The following is a 22,953-nucleotide window of genomic DNA, read 5'->3' as shown; positions in this document are numbered from 1 at the left end:
AGGAAAATAGAAGCGAATAGCATTTGTCAGGTTCATTACATCAAAATAACGCTAAAGGGGATGTCCCTCGTCATTATTGTTGACTATGGGACATCCCCTGGGTGTATTTATAGAGATAGTTCTAATCTATATAAATTGAACTAAAGAATAGTTTACACTTGGCACTTCGATGACAGAATAACTTTCCGATCGCTGTTATCCCCAGATTTTTTTTGATTTCCTATTCCAAAGATAAATCCGGGGATAGGATATGCTTCAGATGCAGCTTTCTCTCAAAAAGCTTTCAGCCGACCGCTTCGCCAACAAGAGATTTTCATTCCAATTGCTCATGAATTTGAGATGTCCAGAACACGAGAACATTGAGTTCTACAGATCCCTCCTCATTGCTGCCAAGGCAAACTTCTGTAGGACGGTAAATCCACTGTCCAATCAACATCGTCAAAGTCTTGTTTGTAAATTGTTCGTTTTAGCGTGAATTTTGAACCCTTGCTTCGATCATAACCCCGAACCATAAACTTCCAATCGTCCGTTATGCTTTGTCCCTTTTCATTCACTCTAATCTCAGTTCCTACACCTTCAATTATATGCTCATTCCCTACATCATCCACGATCAACCAATATTCCCGAGTATGTTTGCCCGTTTGAATTGAGCTTGCTTTAAGCACAAGTTCATTTTCTTCCGTGTCCTTGTTGTCCTTCTCCAGATCATATGCCTCTTCGACAGGATCAAAGCTATAACCATGAATAGTGTACTCAGTACCTTCTTGCTTAATTTTGACAGGCTTTCTGTAGAGCTGATTCAGATCAAATTCGACTTGCTTTTCTTCTTTTACAGGTAACGTGTAGCCATCCAGCACAAAACGAATATGCTTCGCATCCAGCGTTACATATGCAGGATCCCACACCTCGGATAATTGGATATGCCCCTCTGTACCACTTAGCTGGCTAAGGTCTTTCACTCGGAATTTAGCTTGCCGCGCACCTGACCTGCTGCCGTTAAAAATACGATATTCCTTCGTATCAGGAATCTCCAGATGATATAAAATTTCCAGTTCCTCGTCCCATCCTGCCTCGACTTTGGCTTGCAACTCATCACTCAGGTTCACATCGAGATCCAGACGAATTCCATTTGGCGTTCGAATCATTTGAGTTAATCCGATCTGTAAACCTTCTGGCGTTGTATACGTGTTCTTCAGTGGTGTTTGGATAGATAACGCTTTGGCCTTGGTCATATCCAAATTAAATTGAAAGCTCCAGTCGATCGTTTTCTTTTCAGATGGCTTATTCACCCCGATAGTGTATTCTTCTGCAGTTAGATGCCCCAGTTCCCCTCGTACAACCACTTGATCGGGGATGTCATCATTCAGTTGAAATACCCATCGCTGAGAACCGGCTCGGTAAAGGTTTGTTTCTTTTAAAATTGTGGCGACTTGACGCCCATTTTCATCTGTAATATGAATATTGCCTGAGTATGGGGTAACAAGGTACGCATTTGTCCCGTCCGGGGCTATTTGTTCTATCGTCATCACAATCTGCGAACGATCCACCAGCACATGATGGATCTTGAGCGTGTAGCCCTCATTCTCAATCTCAATCTGCGGATCAACGTATAGACCTAGTGGCTGTAAACGTTTGTAATCATCAGTTAGATTGAAATACCTCAAGCTTTCTGGAACAGGGATATTCGGAAGTGGCGGATTCACTGCGCTCACGCCTGGCTCTGTAGGCACCACGTTCTGCTCCCAAGCGAACCATGCTCCCCCAAGCAGAAGAATTACAGCGGCAGCCATCCCAGTTCGACGGAACCATATCTTTTTGCTGGCTTTCGTCGGTTGTAGCTCATCTTCTCCGCTCACCATTGATACATCTTCCAGCTTCTGCATCACTTCCAGCGTAAAATCAGCGTCTGGTTCTTCTCGGAACAAATGCTGCTCCAGCAACCGTTCTTCCTCATTTGGAATAGGCTTCATATGTTGCTAACCCTCCTCTACGTTCCAGCTTTTTCTTAAGTGATTTTTTGCCCCGATGGAGGGCATTACGCACTTGCCCTGGGCTCATGCCAGTAATTTCTGCGATTTCTTCGTAGCTCAGCTCATTTGTATATTTCAACAATAGGACAAGCCGATATGCCTCAGGTAGCTCGTCCATTTGGCGATATATCTCACGCTGCATCTCCTTGTGCAGCACTTGCTGTTCTGGTGTATTGTCATGACTGCGCTCTAGACCGTTGTCTACAGCCGTCATCACCGGTTTCTTTTGCCGTAGAAAATCCCGCATTCGATTCACTGCAATAGTGTACACCCACGAAGAGAAGCTACTCCCCGCTCGCCTTGTTGGCAAATATCGATAGATGCGAATAAACGTATCCTGAGCTAGATCCTGTGCATCCTGATGACTTGCGCCCATTCCGCGCATAATGCCGAAGACTTTATTTTTATATCGATCCACAAGGACGGCAAACAGTTGTTTCTCTCCCCCAATAATGCGTTCAATGAGTTCCTCCTCCTGTAGCTGCTGTGCCATGTAATCCCCCTTCTCTACAGCTTCCATGCATGGTTCTGTACTATATAGACGGTGTGACTTCCCGAAACTTCTCACTTCATCCAAAAAAAAGAATTCGCATGGTTCCGGTAGAAGCCGGATAAGCGAATCCTGCATAAGGTGTATTTACTTCTTCTCCGATATAAAATCACTGAGCTGCGCGTAGATTCCCACAATCTCATCCATCGACATCCGTACCAGACCACTAGACGAAGGAGCTACAAATTCATGAATCTCCGGAACAATTGGATCGTCTTGGAATCCCCACTCTACTTTGGTACGTTTGCTATATTGGGTATAGACCCCTTTCCCGACAAAACAAGCGATGTCTGGGCGGTATTGCTCTAACTTTTGCTTTAAAATCTCCCGTCCTTCGGCATACTCTTCACGTGTAATATCCTCTATACCTTTTGTCGGTCGCGCTACAATATTTGTAAACCCATATCCTAACTTCAGCAGCTCCCCGTCCTCTTCAGTTTGGTATAAACGCGGCGTCAACCCGGAACGTTCAAGGATACGCCAGAAGCGATTGCCTTTGTATGCATAATGATGACCTGTCTCGCCGGACGTGATACTTGGATTAAATCCGATAAACAGAATGGATAAACCTGGTTCTAAATGATCTGGAATCATAGGACGTACACACTCCTTTTAGTGCTATAATGATTGAAGGTTTTTCGAAATAGGCTGAAATTTTCATGAAAAAGGAAGTTGAACAGATGATTGCAGACATCATACTTGAAGTCGTCCTACCCGTCTTTCTCTTAATTGCCGTCGGGTCTTGGATGCAAAAGGTGTTTAAGCTGGACTTGTATACCCTCGCCAAAATTAATTTCTATTGTATTACCCCGGCTGCTGTCTTTATGAGCATGTATCATTCCGATATGTCGGGTGAATTACTCGGTACGGTCACGCTATTCTATGCGATCTATGTCATTATTCTCTATATTATTGGTTCTGTTACGGCACGTACGCTTCGGATGAGCAAAGGTATGAAGGCTGCTTTTAATAACAGTATCATGCTCGACAATGCAGGCAATTACGGATTACCGATTAATGCGCTCGTGTTCCGTGGCGATCCACTTGCCTCATCCATTCAAGCGCTCGTTATGTCGTTGCAGGCTTTGCTGACCTTTACTTATGGGGTACTCTCCATTCAAGGCGCCAAGCTTAAGGGGAATTACCGTGCAGTGATTATTGGATTTTTAAAAATGCCTGTGCCTTACGCGCTATTGCTCGGTATCTTGCTTCATATGTGGAATGTGCCGCTACCAACCTTCTTATCTATGCCGCTAACCTATGCGCAGCAAAGTATGGTCGCTGTGGCTTTGTTGACACTGGGTGCTCAAATTGTGAAATACCCGATTCGTTTATATCGCCTTGATGTGTATATTAGCACATTTCTACGGTTGTTGATTGGCCCTGCCATTGGCATCTCCATCGTTCTGCTACTAGGTATGCAAGGTATTGCCGCTCAGGCACTTATCATTGCTTCTGGTATGCCGACTGGGGTGAATGCGTCGATTCTAGCCGAGGAGTATGACAATGAGCCAGACTTTGCTGCTCAAACGGTACTCATCTCAACCTTGCTCAACATTATTACCATTACTGCACTCATCTCTTATGCCAAAACATTCTGAAGCGAGAAGCTATAGTATTCATATTAAAATTCTAAGTCCACAACCGCTTTAAGACGGTTGTGGATTTTTTTCATTCTTCACCTTCATTCGTCCCGGTTGCAGGAATAAAGTCTTAGCACGACTCCTCATTTAGCCTGACCATAGAACTGTTTTGCGCGTCAAATGCCTTTTATCCGTTGCGAAGGCACGTTTCGACCATTAAAATTATTGGGTAATTATCCCTTAGAGTTGAGTTATTTTCATATATACATATATAGAATTACTTCATTATCATTTTTCGTGAGGTGAATGTCGTGACAAGAATTGTTGTCCCTCCTGAGAAGCTTCAGGATATCTCCAACCAATTTGCGCAAGCTTCGGAACAAAGCAGAAATATGATTAGCAACCTGAGCAGACATATTAGTTCATTACAGAGTCAATGGTCCGGAATCACACAGGAGCGTTTCTTTCAGAATTTTCAAGTGGCACATCGGCAAATGGCGAATTTCTCTACTTCGGTATCTTCCATCGGTACAGAGCTGAATACGATTGCCACTCGTTTCGCCCAAGCGGATCAGTCCCAAGGACAAGGTGTGCAGGCAAATGGAGGTCAATCTCCTTCTGGCAAAGATGTTAAAACAACGTTATCGGATCTGTATGATCAAGGGAGTAAGTCTTGGGATAAGATCAGTGGGATTCACGGTAACGTGGGACTGTTTGGTACGGCTATGTATTCTGCCATGGCTACATCCATGGTGCTTTCTAAATCGGTTCATTTTAAGGTAGATCCTCGCAACCCTACTCGTGCTAAAGTGCATAATGCTCCATGGGTTAAGGGCAAGGGTAATTCCTTCTTAAGTAACATGGCACGTAAACTAGATAAGCAATTCCGCAACCCGGGTCTGGTCATGAAAGGATTGAAGGGATTTGATAAACTTGCAGGTAAGTTAAAAGTTGGTGATATCGGGCTCGGATTCAGTAAAGCCAACAGCTTTGGTCAATGGACCCGGAATGTTATCGCTGGCGTAACTAAAGGTCAATATGGTATGAAAACCTCTCAAATTCCTAAAATGATCAGCAAAAAGCTGTTCCCCATTAACGTTGGGCTGAATGTTTGGGATGAAGGGGTCAAAACGGTTTCCAAGTTTAAGGAAGGTACTCTAACCAAAACAGATCTTGCTGTCTCCGCATCAAATGTTGTAATTAAGTCTGCCTCAGCTGGAGCTGGCGCAATCGTCGGTGGAACCTTATTATCATTCGCAGGGCCTGCCGGAACAGCAGTTGGGGCTTACGTAGGCGGAGCTATTGGTAGTTACGCCGGTAAACATATCGCCTCAGCGGCGGAAAAAGGAATTCGGTGGGTTAGTAAACTCTTCAAATAATCTTTAGGGGGTATCCATGCAGTACGTTACATACCAGCGCAAATTTGCTATACGTCATGCATTAATTTCTGCTCTATTTATTATTGCTGGATTTGTCTTGATTGGTGACGTGATCTTCGGGGAGAACAGTCCTCTACAAACCTTCTATTTTAGTAGTGCTGCCTTCTTAAGCTTTTGGTTTATTGGACGGCTATTCGTGTGGAACATCATTAGAGCATTTGGCTCCAATGTGTTGTTTGGCTTTGACGAGTCTGGTATTAAGACCGAATCTGGAGAACACCTGCCTTGGAGGGAGATTCAAACGATTCAATTGGTTGCGCCGGGAATCAATAAATGGATTCAACCTACCCCATCCTACTATGACTTGAAAATGCATAACGGACAGCGTCATAAAATCTATACGTACAGTCTACTGAAACATCAGGAAAACGATATTCTTAAAATGCTTCGCAAAACCTGGAATGAACGTAAATCACCATCCAAAAAGCAAATGAAATAATGTAGGAATTGGACGTAAGTTTTAAATGAATTACACCTTTGTCAAAGGGGAGTGAGTGATCAGCAATCCATGGAGTCAATTAAGTTTAGTCGATCAGTAGCACTGGGAAGATTTCTGATTGCTTTATCCGCAGTTTTATTTGGAATTTTTCTTATATTAGCACCGGAACAGGGTGAGTTTGGCTGGTTCGCTCCCCTCTATTACGTTCTGATATTCGTTTTATCGATCTGGTTTGTTGGCCCTGCGTTATGTAAACTTACTGTTCTTCTATTCGCCAGAACAACTCTTATCTCATTCGACCAATATAGGGTGACCGCCAGAGACGGTAGATCCCTTCCCTGGTCTAAAATCAAGCGTATTGAGGTGGTGGAAGATACCATTAACAATATAGCGCAACCGGTACCTAGGTTATACCGCTTCACTCTTTTAGATCGATCCCATGTCGACATGTCTACTTATCACCTTCTAACGAATCAACAATTTACAGATGGTGCGAAAAAACTACGTACAGCTTGGTCTCATAATAAACATCGTAAGGTGGATCAATAGATTTTTCTTGTTACTAACACTTGTATTGCAGGATCCGTTTCTGGGGGAATGTACAATGAACTCGATAAGCTACCAGAGAGAATCCGCTCTCTATAGAGCTCTACTTGCTTTTGTTTTCATCCCTGTGTCCATCACACTGCTCTATGCAACCTTCACGGATGACTTCATACTCAACCAATACTACTATGGATCGGCAGCTCTGCTGGGCTTCTGGTATTTCGGCCCTATTTGGATAACGCTCGGTTTGAGGGCTATGGCGAAGGATACCCTCATTGTGCAGTGGGACGAATCTAATATCTTCTTACGGAATGGACGTCCCATTCCATGGTCAACCGTCACACGTATTGAACTCAAAATGCCTTTTCTACGCAGATGGGCGCAACCTGCTCAGCCATTTTATCGTCTGCATCTGTACCATAATCAATTCGAGGATATCCAAACCGGTTATGTGTTTACACCAATAGAATTGAAGAGAAATCTAGGAGTCCTCCGTAAGAATTGGCATCTATACAAAAACCGAAAGTAGTCACGCACGCTTGTTTTCTCATCACAAACTCTCTACACACTCATCTAATCGAAAGAAGGCGATTAAACTCATGGCTAAACCTCTAGTTACCCTATCTATCGAAGAATTCGGATTTGCGCTCGCCACGCTTGGCGCAGAAGACATTGCAGCCGGGCTTCTCAAACCAATGTATGGTGAATTATCTGAACAGCACTGGGAACTTGTTCTGCGAGCAGCGTCTCACAGCCTGTTATCCAAAGGGCTTATCGTACGTATGGAAGAAACGGAGATTGAGATCGAGCCAGAGTTTCTGAAGATGCTGATGCATTTTGCCCAAAGTCGCGGGATGATTCGTGCCTACTCCGACAGCCTTGAGCAAGAAAAGGTATTAACCATCCACCAAGGTACAGATAACAACGATACATACTTATATCACTTAGCCGTGGATCAACGTGTTCACCTGTTCACTTGGACAGAACCGCAGGAATGGGAGGAAGAGCTATTCCGTTTCTACACAGGCCAACAGCAGCCATTCATTGAACAGCCCACTCAATTCAAGCTAACAGAGGAACAATGGAACGTACTTACGAATGAGGATAACCACACTGCGTTAGATACCCTCATAAATGATTGGGAAATTCCCACGGAATCGCATGAGTTACTAACACGTTGGTATGAGTCCTTTGAAGCGTCTGGTCGTCAAGTGGATAACCTTAGTATTATTCGTTATACCAGTGAGCAAACGGAGATCCCTTTGCCAGATCAAGCTCTGCTTATGCTTCATACTGAAGAAGGCTTCTGGAGCATTTCCAATGATAACGCTAGTAACGAAAGTGATGCCAGCATTGAGATTATCCAACATTCCAGAGCGTCCTTTCGTAAACAATTACGGGCATGGATCGATCGCTTCGCAGCTCCTGTGACCCACCCTTAAACCACTATCTAACACAAAGAAGTCCAAGTGCAACTATTCTCCGTTGCGCTTGGACTTCTTCTATTTTGCACCTATTCAGTTGGTGCTTAATGCTATGCCAATGTCTGCTCAGCCTTCTTACTAGAAGATCCAAGACGGACTATGATTCAAACGATGTTCGCTCTGGGAACTTCCCGCCTTCTCTGAACAAACATCGCACCAATCGCTGAGCGGCTCGATTGAAGTAAAAACTTGAACTCATGCCGTCCACCTGAACAGGCTCCAGTTCCTTCACGCTTTCCTTAACCTTGTTCATCTCAATGAGTCCCATCTTCCGCTCATTCGGTCCGAATCGATAAATAACCTTTTCATCGTCCTCCGTCTGTTTCACCAGTAGAATCATTGACGCCATACAGGTTACCCCCTATCGTTACGTAGTGAGATTCCAATGCTACAAATTCATCATGCATGTTCAAAAAGATGCCGTAGACATCCCTCGGAATCAAATAGCTTTATTTTGAACTACATCTATAATTATTACCCAGATTGGAAGGAATGGATATAGGGCTTAGGTTAGTTATATTGATCCAAAACTCCCATTTTTCCAACATAAAAAGAGAGGCCCTTAAGGCCTCTCTCTCGATTATGAAGTAGCAACCAGTTTCTTCATACTTGTAATCAACTGATCTAGTTTAGCGTAATCACTAATCATGTCTGTCATTTTGGAATCCTGCGTTCGCATATTCTGATGCATATCCTCAACAGAAGCCATATTCTCCTGCGTGATCCCCGCAATGTGAGACATACTATCTACCATTTCATTCTGCTGTACATGCAGATGGTTCGATGATTCGCCTACACGATCGGTGTGCTCCTTCATCCGCTCCATATTCTCATGAATCTGCTCAATAAGGTCGCTCACTTCCTGTGAAACTGTTCTGCTGGTGGCTACAGCAGTTTGTCCATGAACAACCTGTCCATGTAGCCCACTGATCTGCGAACGAATATTGGATAGAATGCCATCAATCTCAGCCGCCGCTTTTCTTGAGCTATCTGCTAACTTGCGTACCTCATCGGATACAACGGCGAACCCTCTGCCATGCTCACCTGCTCGTGCGGCTTCAATCGCGGCATTCAATGCAAGTAGATTGGTCTGTTCTGCGAGCTCCTGAATGACACTAACGATGGAGCTGATTCGTTCATTATCACTGTTAAGCTTTTGCATCATCTCTACTGTACTGCCCATCATCTGATGTACGTTCTCCACGTCAGCAGATAACACGCCCATCTGAGTGCTGCTCTGCTCGGTAAGTCTAGTATTCTCCGCTGCATAATTCTGTAGCTCACGTGTACCATCGAGTAATGTACCTACCGTCTGATTGATCGTCTGTGATGTCTCGTTTACTCTCATGACACTACCGGTCTGTGCTTCAATGGATGATGTCATCTCCGTGAAGCTGAGGGTGACTTCTTTACTGATTTCTCCTGTTGTGCGTACACCCTCTTGCTGATTGTTGCTGAACTGATCCAATGTCAGAACAGAAGCCTTCAATTGCTCAAGCAGATGATCTGCAACCTTCTTCGCTTCCAGCGTCTCCTGCTGTCTCTCGGTAACTTGCTTTTGTAACCGTTGACTAAAGTTTGCACCAAAAGCTAATGCAGCTGTCGCAAATCCAAGGTACAGATACAAGTACAAGAGCGAATCCCCTGCAAACAGTCGATCTCCATATTCCGGTATCATAAATATGTACGTGCTCACGCCTGCACCCAGTACTCCTGTAAATATGATCGTCTTATAGTCTGCATACAGCGCCATAATCGCCAAATTCACATAAACTAAGAAATACGTGCTAATGACCGGATTCGGATCGAATACGATCAGCATGACAACAATCAATGTTACGATACAAGCGATAAAATATTTAATCGATGTAACCCAGATTCGCTTGTATGTCATGAATGTAGCCACAGCACATGACGTACCTCCTATCCCCACCAGCATCAAAATAATATTCATGCCCAGTCCAATCATAATATCCGTAACGATACTAAACGCAAGCATGATCCACAAAATTTTGATGAATAGCCGGTTACGTTTGTCTAGCTCCGTCAGAGCTCCCTTAACCATGATGTTTCTCCCCTCTGTAAAGTACTCCCATTGAAATACCATGAATAACCTATGTAAGATCTGATAGATTAAGTTTGCTGGGACAGTTGTAGTCCCTTAGACACCAAGGCTGAATCTGATTCCGATTGGATAATCCACGAATACCGTTCTTTATGCATATATACATCTCTCACATTCACAATCGAGGGAATAACGTCTTCGCCCTTATAGAACACCCTCCCCGCAACCTTATGAATCGGCAGATGATATGAGACTCGTAAAGCACGCATCAGCGTGGGTTGAAGCAACATGACAAAATACGTTAAACCGTTCTTCTCCGCATAGTGAACGATTGCAGACAACAATTCGGCAATATATTGCCCCCGGAAGCTCGACAAAACTGCCATTTTATCAATCTCTGCAACCTTTTTCAGGTTCTCTTGAATCATGGGATGCGTGTGGAATGATCCAATTTCATTAATGGAGCTATCCTCAGAATACGGCTTGATCTCCGTTGTACCTACATAGTATCCTTCCTCCGTAATCACCACGTATCTTTCCAGAATTTCCTCTGAAAATTCAAGCTCGAATCCTTTTTCTGTCCAGACAGTTGTCCATATCCCGTTGAACATGGCCAGTTCCACTTCACTCTCTACCCTTTTGAACAAGGTCTCCGCTTCCTTTCTGAGTCATTCACAATAAAATACATTCATACATATTATCGGAATCCATAGAGGAAATATTTAGGTGGCTCAAAGACTCTCCCCTGCTTCAAACAAGCCAAAAGGGTTAAGTACCAACGGTTTCTGCCTCTGAAAAAAAAGAAAAAAGCAATGTAAATTGAATGAAAACATTCAAATCACATTACTTTATTTGGATTTAACTTACGAATAATCCCAGATGTTCAACCTAGTGTACAAGGCTATCCGATTCATTTACATCTCTACAATTGTACCTAACAATTACGCTCTCTATAATCCAATTCTATAATCGTGGGTCTATTCGATCTGATTCGAGGGACAATGTGGCGAGTACACATTCATGAATCCGCTCCACCGATTCACCGCGTACGAAACGCTCGATCCCTTCCATTCCCAAAGCACTCTCCATGAGCGCATGTCTTTCTTTTTTGGAGGTTTTGCGTTTCCGAAGGCGTGATAAGTTCTCAGGCGCAAGATAATCCATACCATAGATGATGTGCAAATAGGCGCGTCCTCTAACTTTGATGGCAGGCTGAATCATTTTGTTTCCGTTCCAGGTGCGGAACGTCTCTGGTTTGATAACAATCCCTTCATGACCTTCTGCCGTCATTTCATCCCACCAGCGAATAATGTCTGCCTCATCTGTCTCGTCAGCGATGATACGGTATTCTGTTTCCATCATCAATGGGGAGATTCGGGCAAACTCACGATTCTGCTCCATATGCCATTCATGCGTCTGCTCCCAGAATGTACCCGTGCTGTGTGCCAACGTATGGAACGGGGCAATCCGAATGTCGCCAATATCATTTACATCCCAGCAATAGTATTGGAATACATCGCGAAATGTCTGGGCATTTGCAAGCTTGAGCTCAGTCTCCTGTAACCATTCGGTTACATCACGACCCACCTTCTCCGCTTCACGAAGTTTATCCACCATAATATTACGATCTACAAGAGACGATTCAGACACATGCGCATACTGTGAAGCGATTAGCTCCCTCGCCTTCAGGTTCCATGGCACAATCTCAGCGTCAAGTAATACAAATTCGGTTTGATGCCGCTCAAAATAGCCATCTGCGCTCAAGTCGGCATGTAGTCTGGACAATACCAATTGCTCTGTTGCTGGATCAAAAAAGGATCTGCCTGTACGAGTCACGATGTTCCCGAGCATTGGTCGACCTACTCGCTGCCGCGCTACCTGCTCATCACGGAAAATCAGCAGTATGGCGCGGCTTCCCATATGTTTTTTCTCAGCAACCATACGGGTAACGCCTTGTGAGCGATAATACTGGAAGGCATCCTGTGGATACTCCAGATAACCTTCCACCGAAGAAGCTACAGGCGGTGGACTCATCGTTGGCGGAATGTATACCAGCTCTTCGAGAGGTACGGTGAAATGGGAGAACGTATCAATCGCCGTTTGAGCAACCTCGCCATGTATCGTTACATCCATCCGCGAATTCGTTTGTACGGTGAACCCTTCCTTGAATTTACGCAAATTCGGCGGCGACAAACGTTTTCTTTCCCAACGTACTAATGGGCTGTTGCGATCCTCGGCATAATCCTTCCGGGCAGGTACACTAACTGATTCCCGCTCAGGCATGCGCCAAGCTGTCAGCATGCCACCAAATACTACACCTTGGTCAATGTTGACGGTGTCGTTCACAATCGTAGGATATGGACGAGGGTCATGTCCCCAGACGATGCATTCACCAGAAGTATGGTCTACATACCAATCTTTGCGGATTGGGCGACCTTCCGCATCTGTCCCTTCTACATCACCAAAACGGCAGTAATCTTGAATACGCTTGGATTGTTTCCCTATAAAATGATCTCGTATCCCTGCATGGGCAACGACCACCTGCCGTACACCGTTCTGGGTGAACACCAGATGTGACGGAGCTTCGAGCAGAAAGTCTCTCAGTTCTGCTCGCACTTGCTGTGCCTGATCTGTACCTTGGGCTTGTTCCAGTTGAATCAGCTCAGCTTCTACAAGCTCATCTCCATGACTAAGCGTGACATCGCGGCCATCCAGATATCGTGCAATTTTCCAACCATGATTACTATCAATCATATAAGCGAGACCTGCTGCACAATGCTGTTGCCAGAATATCAAACACTTGAGAGATTCAGGCCCACGACTCGATACATCCCCGACCGAAACAAGCTTACGTCCGTCTGGGTGTTGGTATAGCCCGGTCTCACCTCTCACATATCCCAACTTGACGATTAATTCCATCATCTCTTCATAACAGCCGTGAATATCTCCGATGATGTCCACTCCTGCTCCCATATCCAGCACAAGTGGGTTCGTTGTCCGAACAAATGTGATCTCATCCGGCTGTTTCAGGATATAATTCGCATCGAATCCTTCTTCGCGAATAGAGCGTAATGAGCGCTTAAATTGCTGTACCTGTTGCTTCACCCGTTGCCGTCCACGCGGGTACTCCCGCTGGCTGTCCCGTTCCAACAGCTCCTTCTCCGGAATATCAAGTACGATGGCGATCACAGGCACGTGTGCTTTTCTTGCCAAACGAACAAGGCGTTCTCGATCTTCGGGATATAGATGCGTTGCATCTATCCACGTCAGCTTATTCAGGCGGCAACGCGTACTTACGATAGCTTCCATCGCCTCAAACGCCTTCGCGGATACCTGCTGATATTCGGCATACAACACATCCGCCTCGCTACGTGGACGGTTCTTCCACTCCATATATTCTTCATCGCCTACTAGCATCCGAAACTGATCTGACGAGACCGCTTCGGTTCGCCGGATGACGCCCTCCCTCGCTAAACGATCCAGCATTGTCGTTTTGCCACTGTTTGACGGCCCAACGAGTACCACAACTCCCGCATGTGGCAGCTTGATCTCTCGATTTTTTCGCTCTGTGCGAGATACTTCGTGACCCTTCGGACGAGATACTTCTCCTGCTCTTGATGTTACCTGTTTCTTGTCCTCTCTCATTGTTGGTGTCCCTCCTCTCTGCGCCCAAAAATAATCATCTGTGTAGGCTGTCCATACCCTTCCACCTGTTCACCAATGCCTTGGATCGTATAGGTGTAATTCGTACCTGCCGACCATTCCACACATCGTTCAGCCAGTTCAGTGCGTGTCCACTCGAAACGATGATCGTGGTGACGGAAACTTTCCTGCTCCATCGCATAGACCTCGTTGTATTCCTTATTCGGTGTGGTCACGATCAAGACTTCTGGCTGATATTCCTGAAGCAGCGTATTCATAATTCCATCTAGGCGGTACGCCTCAATATGCTCAATGACTTCGCACAGAATCATGACATCCTGATGCTGCAGCTGTTCATCAAAATAAAATAGTGATCCGATGATCGGCTCTGGCATCGCAAAGACCCCATGACGACCCTCCAGCTTCGCAAATCGTTCCATCGCACGTAGACGGGATTGACCAGAAGGCTCCACTGCCAGAATAGACTCTACCCCTGCAATGGTCGCCAGCCTTGCCGATAGCTTCCCTTCTCCTGCACCCATGTCGACGATTCTCCGTCTGTGCGGCAAACGAGCGACCACATCCGTAATGGCACGGTATCGTAACTCATTCAACCTTACCGGTGGGTCGTCCGTTAGGACATCATCTGTTGATGCCTCGTTTGAACGCTCGGATAATGCATTTCTGTCATTCTCCACGTCTTCTGCGCTGAGCGGCTTGTTGTCTGAGATAGACAACCTACCTTCCTTCGACTCATATTTCCTTATAAGTTCAGCGAATCGTAAGGTACGTTTAACAATAAGTTCCTTGTGCGGATGGGTCTCCAGCCAGCCGTCACCGTAACGCTTAATTTTATCAATCTCATCCTCGCTGATGAAATAGTGCTTATAGTTATCCAACACCGGAATCAATAGAAATAACTGACGCAGTGCATTTTGCACGGTCTCCTGACCACGAAGAATGATGCGTCTTACACTGCTTCTCTTCTTCAGATCGAAGGAATAGGACAGCTCTTCTCGTTCCAAAGTAACGGCATACCCTAAGTGGGAAAATAACTCTTCCACCACGCGATCAGGTAAATCCGAAGCTACCGGTCCGAAGGATAATTGCAGGTCAAAAGGATGCTCCACCCATTTCGTATATTCTTCCTTCGGTTTACCGTTCAAAGCTGTGCCAAGTGCTGAACGTATGTAGGAGCAGAATAGACTGCTTGTCACAAATTCCCGATCATTGATATATTGCGTAATATCGTAACCGTCGGGGCTACCTCTCACCAGATCTACTGGATCAGGCTCTGCATGAATTAACACTTCCGTCTCACTAGACGTTGCGCGGGTATAGACCATTCTGACCCGCACGCCTTTGTCTGTCCGATCGTATATATTGTTAGGGTTCTTCGCGAGCAAATGAGACACCACTGCCGCGTCTGCCCCACTTGCTTGTAAAATAAGATGCATCGATGCTTCCTCCTTCGTTAATCCGTTCTATAAGTGTGTGTTCATAAAGTCGATTTTCAGGCTCTTTAATCTATTCACCATACTTCTTGCAGCGCCAAACGAAAGATACGATCCAGTTCCTGAACCTGTACGGCATCCTCTCTTGCCATCTGTGAGGCAATCCGTTCATAGTGCTCGATCTGTTCTGTCAAAAATGCTTGGATCGCAGGCAACTGCGGCTCGATATCAAGCTCATCTCCTGCTTTTTTACGGCGCAGCAGGTCATGAATCTCTATAGATAAAGGATCCCCTGCAGGAATCAGATCTTCAACTAATCGTTCGAACTCCATTGGCGGCATCGTCTCATATCGCTCAATCCAGCCACAGGCAAGTAGTGGACGCAGGACATAGAAATACTTCTTAATCTTCACCTGATTCCCCTGCAAGTAATCCCGGAAATTTCCTTTTGCCATATTCAGATAATGAAACATACAAGATTTAGACGAGAACGTTAGTGGCGACTTTGCACGAATCTGCCCTGCTATACTAGACTTCTCCAAGTACTGGATCGGCGATTGCAACCACTCCAGCAGCGGGGGATTCGATTTACGGAATAACTTCAGCGCCTTACGCAAATCCCAACCGTTAATATCAAGCTGATCATTGATGGGCCGTTCAATAACATCTCGTCCCTCTTCAATAGAGAGATACCATTCCAGCGGTCTCACATAGATAAAGCGTACATCGTAATCACTATCCTGTGAGGGGAATCCCCAGGCACGACTGCCTGACTCGCAAGCATAGAGGATCTGAACCTGCTCTTCCCGTTCAATCTGCTCCAATTGCTGATGAATCATGGATCGCATTTCTTCACTAATTACGTTCATTGTATTTCCCTCCTTTGGCGATACGATGCATAGCTCCGATTCTTCGTGGGTTTGTGATCCTATCTGCTCTCATGTAATCGTCTGCTCAAACCTATGGTTTGATTATGCCTCTTCTTCGACGTCAGGAACATGGTGAAAGTATGGCGACAGACACATATAAAATGAAAGCTACCTATATTCCTGTTACAATAAGAGGATACGAGAAGTCTTCTCGGCACTAGCATTTGACCCTGTTGGAACACGCACTTGCATAAGATTTTATAGACAAACACTGGGAGAATCTCCACCTATTCACCGGCTCTAGGCCAACAAGGAGTGAGTATTATGGCAAAAGAGAGCTTTGACAAAGAAATTCAGTTTCTTCGTATGTTATCCCTAACAAGTGGTGCATATAATCGTAAGCAATATGCTGAACGGCTCGGCATTTCAATACATACCTTCGATAAGACGACACGGCGATTAAGAGAGATTATGCAGACTGTCTCAGAACAACGCACGGATTCAGAGCCAGGCAAAGAAATGAATGACCTGGCTCGCTTCCAATATGGTGAGTCGGCAGAGCCTATGCTGCTCTTCCTATTTCGCGCCAAGTCGATGAAAGAGACGGAGGTTAAGCGGCTTGTCCTTCTTTTACATGCGCTTCAGCAAACACCACTAACCGCTATGGAACTTCTCGATGCCTGCTGCGAAGATCTACCTGAGGACATGGCATTGCCTGATGAGAAAACGATTCGTTCGGATCTTAAATATCTGGAAGAGGTTGGCGTTATTCGCAAGGAACCTGGCGGCAGACCCTATCGGTATCTTCTGCAACAGGATGTCTTGACGAAACTCACGGCTGAGGAACAACTGGAACTATATGATTTTGTGGATATCATGGCGAACACTCAGGTTCCTTCTGTTCAAGGATATTTACTGCGGGATAGCCTCAAAAAGGCAATTGCTCTAAGTTATCCGCAAGAAGAGGCAACCGAGCCTTTCATCTATAAATACCACTACTACTCACGCATCTTGGACGAAGCGCATTTATACACATTACTTGGTGCAATTCGGCAGCGGAAATGGGTTCAGTTTATCTATTATTCCCCTAAGAAGCCATCTAGCTACAGCTCACAGAACACGAATCCGTTATTTGAACGAGAAGCTGAGGGACGTCTGAACCGCATCCTTCCCCTGGAGGTGGTCTATGACCATCAATATGGACGTTGGTATGTTGTCGGATATCAAGGACGTCGTGGTTTCGTGAAATTTCGAATGGAGGGCATTACACAGATCGAAGAGCAAGACGCGGCGAATGAATCATACATGAATCAATTGAAAAAACAATGGGCCGATCTTAGCCGTTACAGCTGGCTCGTGGATACCGGAAATACCGTTACTGTGCAAGCACGTTTCTTCCACCCCACCGATGGTCAGCGCAACTTCATATTGGATCGTGTGAAGTTACAAGGGCAATGGGGTACGATCACGCCTGAAAGTAATGATACTTTCCTCTATGAGATTCGTGTGAACGGTACAACTGAGATCAAACCATGGCTGCGGAGTTTCGGCTCTAGCTGTGAAGTGCTTGCTCCCCGCAGGCTACGCCAAGAAATGATTAAGGAATGGAAGGAGATTGCTCAGTACTATGAACCTGTTCGAGAAAATGTTCAATTACCAGATTATGACGAGATTGAATGAGACAGGACTGTTCACTTGGACATCGCAAGAACGCGCTTGGCTGCGGTTGATGTTGAAGCATCCAGCGGCGTTCGAGGCACTACGTCCCTTGACCCTTAAGAAACTGCAGGAGATGTTGGAACCAGAGCAGGACTTGAACCTTCAGGACTACCTGACGGAAAAAGCCAAAAGCGTAGAGAACAGCGTCTCCCATCCACTTCTCCAAACCTTAAGGCAGATGATATTGCATCATCAGGGGTTTCGCTTAACTGGACGTGTCCGCAATGGAAGAATCAGCAACGACCAGTTCGGATTTCCATACAAGCTGGAATACTCTATGGTCAAAAAAGAATGGTATGTGCTCTGGTATGCCCCGCGCTTTCACAAGCTCATGGCTACCAAGCTTCACAGTATCATTGCCGTAGAAGCCGAACCCATTGAAGCAGCTCTCGCTTCCAAGTATGCACAAAAGATTACCACATTAACTGAACACCGAAAGACAACTGTAACCATTGAAGTGTTGCCTGAATTTAATCAGGAGCTGTCGCGGATCCTGTACGCATTCTCCTGCTTCGAGAAGCAGGTCGACTATGATGAAGGCGAACAAACCTACCGGATTATACTCACGATTCCACGGGGAGAAATGGATTATGTTTTATCCAAGATGCGCTTTCTGGGGAAAAGAGTTCGGATCACTGACAATGCATCGCTCCGCAAGCGTATGGCGGAGACGGCCTCTAAGGTGCTAGCGCGTTACGCGGAATCTGAAGCCGAGGGTGAATCAGAGTCTCAGCGTATACAGAATTATAATCGCAACAAATAGAAATGTGGTAGCAGAGCGTAGACAGAAATACGTAGCAACTACAATTGTCCCGATGAAATCAACCTTGGTACGCATATCTAATGCAACTGAATACAATACTGAGATGCCGCTAGCCATCTAATTAGCAGTAACAAGGGACTGTCCCATAAGTCATCAATATGACGAGGACACCCCCTTTTACGTTATGTTGATTTAACGAACCTGACACATGCTATTTGCGCTCATTTTATCCAATCTTATATCTAACGAATCACAGAGGCATTATTTTGTCGATTTACTCCATATTTTAGGTTTTAACGCCATTTTATGAAGGAATAGCGTTACTGATGGACCTATGTCAAGAAAGTAGACACTTACGCGACGGATTTGTCCGTAAATTTCTTCGCAAAACGAGCAGGGGAAAGATAACCTAGCGCACCATGCATTCGCTTGCGGTTGTAATAGAACTCAATGTACTGGTAAATGGTGTTATAAGCCTCTTCTGGATTCTTAAAACGAGGGTTACAGTGAATGAGTTCTTTCTTCAAAATACTGTGCCAAGACTCGATACATGCGTTATCGTAACAGTTTCCTCGGCGGCTCATACTGAGCTCCATACCATACGATTTCAGTTGCTCCACGTATTCTTTTGACGTGTACTGCGAGCCACGATCCGAGTGATGTAGCAGTCCTGGAGCGGGGCGTTTGGCCCGGTAAGCATCATTCAATGCACCTAGCACCAGACTCGTTTCCATATGGTTGTACAGACGCCAGCCTACAATTTCACGCGTACATAAATCCAGAACACTGGCGAGATATAACCGGCCTCCTCGGCAGGGAATGTAGGTGATATCGGTGACCCATACGGTGTTCGGTTTGGACGTTTGAAATTGCTGGTTCAGCGTATTTGGTGCAATGGGATGATGATGGTTAGAATCCGTCGTTTGGACACGATACCGAGGAGTGTGCACGGAACGAAGATTCATTTGACGCATGTATATACTGACGGTACGGGAAGAGATTCTGTATCCTTCCAGATGGAGTGCATACGTAATTTTCGGACTTCCACACCGCTTCTGGTGGTCGTAGAAATGAAATCGAATACGCTTCATGATCTCAGTTCTCCGGTGCTGCTGTTTACTTGTTCGATCCATCCGCCACTTGTAATATCCGCTCCGTGACACGTGTAACAGAGTGCACATCTTCTCCAAAGAAAACAGGGAGCGATGGTTTTCCAGAAACTGAAACCTTAGCTCTTTGGTTTGCTGAAGATGTGCACTGCTTTTTTTACAATAGCCAGTTCCTCTTGCGTGTCCGCAAGCGTATGCTCTTTCTCTTGAAGTAACCGGCGCATTTCTTTAAGCTCTGCTTCCAGTTCTTTCACTCGATCTACGCTAGCTACGGGCTCATGTTTAAGTTCGCGATACTTGCCCATCCACTGGTGTAATGTACTTTTTGGAATGTTGAGTTCTTCTGCCAAGTCTCCGAGTGTCTTGGTCTGTTCTTGGATAAATTTTACCGTTTGTTTCTTAAATTCTTCATTGTATCGTTGCCGCTGTTCTCCCATGTGGACACACCTCCGTTAGCCTTATTATCCTTCTGTCCGTTATTGGGTGTCCACTTTTTATTCTAGCTCCATGAGGTTCGTTAAATTTTGAATACGAAAGATAATCCGCTTATTAGGTGCGGTAGGTTCGTTAGCGATTGGAGCGAAGAGGATTTCCTTTTGGGACAGTTCCCTGTTCTTCGAGATCTAACTCGTTCCACTATGAGTGATACGCGTTTTTAATTTTCCTACGTACTGTTCGCCGAATTCCGTCGCTTATTAATCGCATGTACACCCATCACCACCGCGATCAACTCATACGTATTGAGCTGTTCTGAATCATTGTGAAGCACAAAGGCGCCTGAACTAAACCACCCGCTTGTTCGTCTGAAGCTGGCTACCGTCCTGCCACCCATACCGGTAATCTCATACTCCTGCGAGAAAGCCGGTGCGGACACCTCATATACACCACGAGGCCCAGCATCATATTCATACTTTTTACTGAAGAAGCTAAGTCTTGCTCTCAGTACACCCCAATGGCTTCCATCTTGAGAAGTTACATCCCATCGGTTCGTTAACATCCGGAATTTACCGCTACAGATTAAGCCTGACGGGGCAAATACATCTATCGATGATCCAAAGGCACTTTTTAGATCCAAATGCCCTACCTGTTCTTGGTCTTGATTCATAATTTCCGTATAACCAGCGTTGAAAAAATTATCCCTGAAGTACAGCTCCATGGAATCCCTCCTCCTTACAAGCCTATACTTAATCTACCATTATAACGTAATTAATCTATTTACGTCATAGAAGAGGCAGAGGCTTCAACACAAAAAAATGTTCTGCCCGCTCTACGAGCAATGACAGAACATCATTTATTACATATCACAGGTTACTTGTGACTACACTTCTACTTTTTTATTATTCAGATACACGGTTAAGGCAACTAATCCAATGGCTACAATCACTTCAAAAATCGTACTTCCCCACCTGTCTCCTGTCCATACAACTCCATTGGAGGTGATCGTCATTCCAGTGCTTTCCTCCGTAAAGTGAAATACTTGTAATGGGCTAACCACACCGGAAAAAATAATATTCTCAATCCAGCTAATTAATGAAGTAATGACGAAATATGCAACGATGCCAATCCATGGTCCTGTTTTCCAGCGGAAGCTACCTGCAATTGAAATGGAGAGAAAGATGATTATAGACATAAACAAGATGACCCAAAGACTAAGCAGAATAAGGGCGACAATACTTGAAAAGTTTATGCCACTCTGATTGATAAAGTACATGATATCAATCCTTGAGTTCAGAGAATCATAGATCAAAAAGTGAATCAAACCAATCACCGCCAACACCAATCCACAGATCGCTCCAAAGAGCAGTGGAGATAACACATGCGACAACCCGGATACAGGAACGAGACGACGATTATAGGCGCGAATGTTAGCCCAGTACGTCTTGATCACTTTGACAAAGGTCGCTATACCTACCGCTGTATATGAGACAATGGCAAGAATGATTTCTCCACCGTACGGTAAAAAAGGCGCTACCGCAATCTGTAAAAAAATCAGAGTCACCAAATTGGCTAACAAGGTGTTCCAGTTCCTTTTAAAATCATACTTCAGTAATGTCATCATTCGGCATAGACCTCCTTGAACATCTCATCCACACTTTTTCCGTTTTGCAGACGCAGTGTCTCAACATCTTCCCGCAGTACCATTTGGCCCTCACGAATAAAGATGACCTCGTCAAAGATTCGTTCAATATCATTCAATAGGTGCGTTGAGATGATAAGGCTGCTGTCTTCATCATAGAATTTAACGATGGCATCCAGAATTTTGCCGCGAGCGACAGGGTCAACTCCACCAATCGGTTCATCCAGTAAATATAGACGAGCCTTACGTGATAGAGCCATTGTTAGCTGTAGTCTTTCATTCATGCCTTTCGAGAGATGTTTAACCCGTTCCCCCTCTGCTAGCTTCATAAAATCAAGCATTTCCCGCGCTTTTTCTTGATCAAAATCGGCATAGAAATCACGGTAATAAGCAATCGCATCACGCACCTTCATCCAGCTCTCCGTTAGTGGCTGATCTGGCATAAAAGATACAAGCGACTTCGTCTCCAGCCCAACCGGTATGCCGGCGACCTGAATGGAACCACTGGTCGGTTGCAGCAACCCGGCAACCAGCTTCATCAAAGTACTCTTCCCACTACCGTTGCTGCCGAGCAATCCGACAATTCGACCCGGAGCAATCTCAAGTGTAATGTCCTGCAAAGCCTTCTTTTTGCCATAAAACTTACTAATCTGGTTCAACTCCAAAATGTTAGTCATGCTGCGCTCCTCCCTTCCCAGCCGAATTATTCTGTTGCGATTGCCCTTCGGCAACGGCATCTGCCACAATCGAGACAATGTCCTGCTCCTCAATACCGAGTTCTTGCATACCTGTCAGGAAGCGCTCCAGTAATTCTCCAGCCATTTCTTTTTTGATCGTCATAATCTTCGACTCCTCACTTGTCACATATCTTCCAAGCCCGCGTCTCGTTTCCACCACTTCTTCTCGTTCCAGCTCCTGGAACGTACGTTGTACCGTGTTGGGATTGATCTGTAATTCAGCCGCTAGTTCCCGTACCGAAGGAATCTTATCTCCAGCTTGCAGCGTTCCGGTCACAATCTGCTTCTTGATGTACTGCATGATCTGTATATAAATTGGTAAATTATTATCAAATTCTATGCTCACAAAGTTTTCGCTCCTCTCTGTACCAGTGTGTTAGTTAAATAGTACACTAGTGATATGGTGTTGTAAAGCCTATATTTAAGGTCGTTCTGTTCGATATAAAA

General features: G+C 45.1%; 23 protein-coding genes. 8 read left to right on the top strand and 15 right to left on the bottom strand.

Translation table 11 applies throughout. The annotated features are described in order from the left end of the window. Positions 1-380: 380 nt before the first annotated feature. The 3 genes from V6W81_RS05410 to V6W81_RS05400 form a co-directional block, all read right to left on the bottom strand. Positions 381-1,970, bottom strand: a complete 1,590-nt coding sequence (locus tag V6W81_RS05410) for a hypothetical protein (RefSeq protein ID WP_338541950.1) — start codon at positions 1,968-1,970, stop codon at positions 381-383. Beyond that, on the bottom strand, positions 1,951-2,523 hold the full coding sequence (locus tag V6W81_RS05405) for an RNA polymerase sigma factor (protein ID WP_338541949.1): 573 nt from the start codon (positions 2,521-2,523) through the stop codon (positions 1,951-1,953). Before V6W81_RS05405 ends, V6W81_RS05410 begins: the two co-directional genes overlap by 20 nt. Positions 2,524-2,667: 144 nt before the next feature. Further along, the gene (locus V6W81_RS05400; protein WP_338541948.1) at positions 2,668-3,174 is read right to left on the bottom strand and encodes a mismatch-specific DNA-glycosylase; all 507 of its coding nucleotides are present in this window, start codon (positions 3,172-3,174) and stop codon (positions 2,668-2,670) included. Positions 3,175-3,260: 86 nt separating this feature from the next. Between V6W81_RS05400 and V6W81_RS05395 the strand changes: the two genes are divergently transcribed. From V6W81_RS05395 to V6W81_RS05370, 6 genes are all read left to right on the top strand, one after another. After that, positions 3,261-4,181 carry an AEC family transporter gene (locus tag V6W81_RS05395; RefSeq protein WP_056694398.1) on the top strand — a complete coding sequence of 307 codons (921 nt, stop codon included), beginning with the start codon at positions 3,261-3,263 and terminating at the stop codon, positions 4,179-4,181. Positions 4,182-4,474: 293 nt separating this feature from the next. Beyond that, positions 4,475-5,542, top strand: a complete 1,068-nt coding sequence (locus tag V6W81_RS05390) for a WXG100 family type VII secretion target (RefSeq protein ID WP_145049544.1) — start codon at positions 4,475-4,477, stop codon at positions 5,540-5,542. A 16-nt stretch (positions 5,543-5,558) separates the two neighbouring features. Further along, positions 5,559-6,041: a hypothetical protein gene (locus V6W81_RS05385; protein WP_338541947.1), complete on the top strand. Its 483-nt coding sequence runs from the start codon at positions 5,559-5,561 to the stop codon at positions 6,039-6,041. 51 nt (positions 6,042-6,092) lie between these two features. Further along, positions 6,093-6,590 (top strand): hypothetical protein, encoded by a 498-nt coding sequence (locus V6W81_RS05380; RefSeq protein ID WP_338541946.1) that lies wholly within the window; start codon positions 6,093-6,095, stop codon positions 6,588-6,590. 55 nt (positions 6,591-6,645) lie between these two features. Then, positions 6,646-7,116, top strand: a complete 471-nt coding sequence (locus V6W81_RS05375) for a hypothetical protein (RefSeq protein WP_338541945.1) — start codon at positions 6,646-6,648, stop codon at positions 7,114-7,116. A 70-nt stretch (positions 7,117-7,186) separates the two neighbouring features. Next, the gene (locus V6W81_RS05370) at positions 7,187-8,029 is read left to right on the top strand and encodes a hypothetical protein (RefSeq protein WP_338541944.1); all 843 of its coding nucleotides are present in this window, start codon (positions 7,187-7,189) and stop codon (positions 8,027-8,029) included. Between the two features lie 139 nt (positions 8,030-8,168). Here the strand turns inward: V6W81_RS05370 and V6W81_RS05365 are convergent, their stop codons facing one another. The 6 genes from V6W81_RS05365 to V6W81_RS05340 form a co-directional block, all read right to left on the bottom strand. Then, a complete protein-coding gene (locus tag V6W81_RS05365; protein WP_145049534.1) occupies positions 8,169-8,420 on the bottom strand; it encodes a hypothetical protein in 252 nt (83 codons plus the stop codon). Positions 8,421-8,651: 231 nt separating this feature from the next. Then, a complete protein-coding gene (locus V6W81_RS05360) occupies positions 8,652-10,136 on the bottom strand; it encodes a methyl-accepting chemotaxis protein (protein ID WP_338541942.1) in 1,485 nt (494 codons plus the stop codon). 68 nt (positions 10,137-10,204) lie between these two features. Beyond that, positions 10,205-10,783, bottom strand: coding sequence for a GNAT family N-acetyltransferase (locus V6W81_RS05355; RefSeq protein WP_338541941.1), 579 nt, complete (start codon positions 10,781-10,783; stop codon positions 10,205-10,207). Between the two features lie 316 nt (positions 10,784-11,099). Next, positions 11,100-13,781 (bottom strand): polynucleotide kinase-phosphatase, encoded by a 2,682-nt coding sequence (locus V6W81_RS05350; protein WP_338541940.1) that lies wholly within the window; start codon positions 13,779-13,781, stop codon positions 11,100-11,102. Further along, positions 13,778-15,235 carry a 3' terminal RNA ribose 2'-O-methyltransferase Hen1 gene (locus V6W81_RS05345; protein ID WP_338541939.1) on the bottom strand — a complete coding sequence of 486 codons (1,458 nt, stop codon included), beginning with the start codon at positions 15,233-15,235 and terminating at the stop codon, positions 13,778-13,780. The genes V6W81_RS05350 and V6W81_RS05345 overlap by 4 nt, the downstream gene beginning before the upstream one ends. 74 nt (positions 15,236-15,309) lie before the next feature. Continuing rightward, the gene (locus V6W81_RS05340) at positions 15,310-16,101 is read right to left on the bottom strand and encodes a nucleotidyltransferase domain-containing protein (protein WP_310145706.1); all 792 of its coding nucleotides are present in this window, start codon (positions 16,099-16,101) and stop codon (positions 15,310-15,312) included. A 324-nt stretch (positions 16,102-16,425) separates the two neighbouring features. Here V6W81_RS05340 and V6W81_RS05335 point away from each other — a divergent pair, with 324 nt between their 5' ends. Together V6W81_RS05335 and V6W81_RS05330 are read left to right on the top strand one after the other, a co-directional pair. Next, positions 16,426-17,781 (top strand): helix-turn-helix transcriptional regulator, encoded by a 1,356-nt coding sequence (locus V6W81_RS05335; RefSeq protein WP_338541937.1) that lies wholly within the window; start codon positions 16,426-16,428, stop codon positions 17,779-17,781. Next, positions 17,729-18,583 (top strand): WYL domain-containing protein, encoded by an 855-nt coding sequence (locus V6W81_RS05330; RefSeq protein ID WP_338541935.1) that lies wholly within the window; start codon positions 17,729-17,731, stop codon positions 18,581-18,583. The genes V6W81_RS05335 and V6W81_RS05330 overlap by 53 nt, the downstream gene beginning before the upstream one ends. A gap of 353 nt (positions 18,584-18,936) precedes the next feature. Here the strand turns inward: V6W81_RS05330 and V6W81_RS05325 are convergent, their stop codons facing one another. The 6 genes from V6W81_RS05325 to V6W81_RS05300 form a co-directional block, all read right to left on the bottom strand. Continuing rightward, positions 18,937-19,800, bottom strand: coding sequence for an IS3 family transposase (locus V6W81_RS05325; protein ID WP_338543928.1), 864 nt, complete (start codon positions 19,798-19,800; stop codon positions 18,937-18,939). An 11-nt stretch (positions 19,801-19,811) separates the two neighbouring features. Continuing rightward, on the bottom strand, positions 19,812-20,129 hold the full coding sequence (locus V6W81_RS05320) for a transposase (RefSeq protein WP_111270792.1): 318 nt from the start codon (positions 20,127-20,129) through the stop codon (positions 19,812-19,814). Between the two features lie 227 nt (positions 20,130-20,356). Continuing rightward, complete coding sequence (locus V6W81_RS05315; RefSeq protein ID WP_145049518.1) at positions 20,357-20,848, bottom strand: hypothetical protein; 492 nt, start codon at positions 20,846-20,848, stop codon at positions 20,357-20,359. A gap of 162 nt (positions 20,849-21,010) precedes the next feature. Further along, entirely contained in the window at positions 21,011-21,751 is a 741-nt protein-coding gene (locus V6W81_RS05310) for a hypothetical protein (protein ID WP_338541933.1), read from the bottom strand. After that, positions 21,748-22,446 carry an ABC transporter ATP-binding protein gene (locus V6W81_RS05305; protein WP_338541932.1) on the bottom strand — a complete coding sequence of 233 codons (699 nt, stop codon included), beginning with the start codon at positions 22,444-22,446 and terminating at the stop codon, positions 21,748-21,750. The genes V6W81_RS05310 and V6W81_RS05305 overlap by 4 nt, the downstream gene beginning before the upstream one ends. Further along, positions 22,439-22,852 (bottom strand): GntR family transcriptional regulator, encoded by a 414-nt coding sequence (locus tag V6W81_RS05300; protein WP_145049513.1) that lies wholly within the window; start codon positions 22,850-22,852, stop codon positions 22,439-22,441. Before V6W81_RS05300 ends, V6W81_RS05305 begins: the two co-directional genes overlap by 8 nt. Positions 22,853-22,953 lie beyond the last annotated feature (101 nt).

Source organism: Paenibacillus tundrae, assembly GCF_036884255.1.
Lineage (GTDB): Bacteria > Bacillota > Bacilli > Paenibacillales > Paenibacillaceae > Paenibacillus.
The sequence above is the reverse complement of the archived record's forward strand: the minus strand, read 5'-3'. Positions and strand labels throughout refer to the sequence as shown.

Coding starts and splice junctions, on each gene's coding strand:
- V6W81_RS05410 (WP_338541950.1), bottom strand. CDS start 1,970: ATGAAGCCTATTCCAAATGAGGAAGAACGGTTGCTGGAGCAGCATTTG.
- V6W81_RS05405 (WP_338541949.1), bottom strand. CDS start 2,523: ATGGCACAGCAGCTACAGGAGGAGGAACTCATTGAACGCATTATTGGG.
- V6W81_RS05400 (WP_338541948.1), bottom strand. CDS start 3,174: ATGATTCCAGATCATTTAGAACCAGGTTTATCCATTCTGTTTATCGGA.
- V6W81_RS05395 (WP_056694398.1), top strand. CDS start 3,261: ATGATTGCAGACATCATACTTGAAGTCGTCCTACCCGTCTTTCTCTTA.
- V6W81_RS05385 (WP_338541947.1), top strand. CDS start 5,559: ATGCAGTACGTTACATACCAGCGCAAATTTGCTATACGTCATGCATTA.
- V6W81_RS05375 (WP_338541945.1), top strand. CDS start 6,646: ATGAACTCGATAAGCTACCAGAGAGAATCCGCTCTCTATAGAGCTCTA.
- V6W81_RS05370 (WP_338541944.1), top strand. CDS start 7,187: ATGGCTAAACCTCTAGTTACCCTATCTATCGAAGAATTCGGATTTGCG.
- V6W81_RS05365 (WP_145049534.1), bottom strand. CDS start 8,420: ATGGCGTCAATGATTCTACTGGTGAAACAGACGGAGGACGATGAAAAG.
- V6W81_RS05360 (WP_338541942.1), bottom strand. CDS start 10,136: ATGGTTAAGGGAGCTCTGACGGAGCTAGACAAACGTAACCGGCTATTC.
- V6W81_RS05350 (WP_338541940.1), bottom strand. CDS start 13,781: ATGAGAGAGGACAAGAAACAGGTAACATCAAGAGCAGGAGAAGTATCT.
- V6W81_RS05345 (WP_338541939.1), bottom strand. CDS start 15,235: ATGCATCTTATTTTACAAGCAAGTGGGGCAGACGCGGCAGTGGTGTCT.
- V6W81_RS05340 (WP_310145706.1), bottom strand. CDS start 16,101: ATGAACGTAATTAGTGAAGAAATGCGATCCATGATTCATCAGCAATTG.
- V6W81_RS05335 (WP_338541937.1), top strand. CDS start 16,426: ATGGCAAAAGAGAGCTTTGACAAAGAAATTCAGTTTCTTCGTATGTTA.
- V6W81_RS05330 (WP_338541935.1), top strand. CDS start 17,729: ATGAACCTGTTCGAGAAAATGTTCAATTACCAGATTATGACGAGATTG.
- V6W81_RS05320 (WP_111270792.1), bottom strand. CDS start 20,129: ATGGGAGAACAGCGGCAACGATACAATGAAGAATTTAAGAAACAAACG.
- V6W81_RS05315 (WP_145049518.1), bottom strand. CDS start 20,848: ATGGAGCTGTACTTCAGGGATAATTTTTTCAACGCTGGTTATACGGAA.
- V6W81_RS05310 (WP_338541933.1), bottom strand. CDS start 21,751: ATGATGACATTACTGAAGTATGATTTTAAAAGGAACTGGAACACCTTG.
- V6W81_RS05305 (WP_338541932.1), bottom strand. CDS start 22,446: ATGACTAACATTTTGGAGTTGAACCAGATTAGTAAGTTTTATGGCAAA.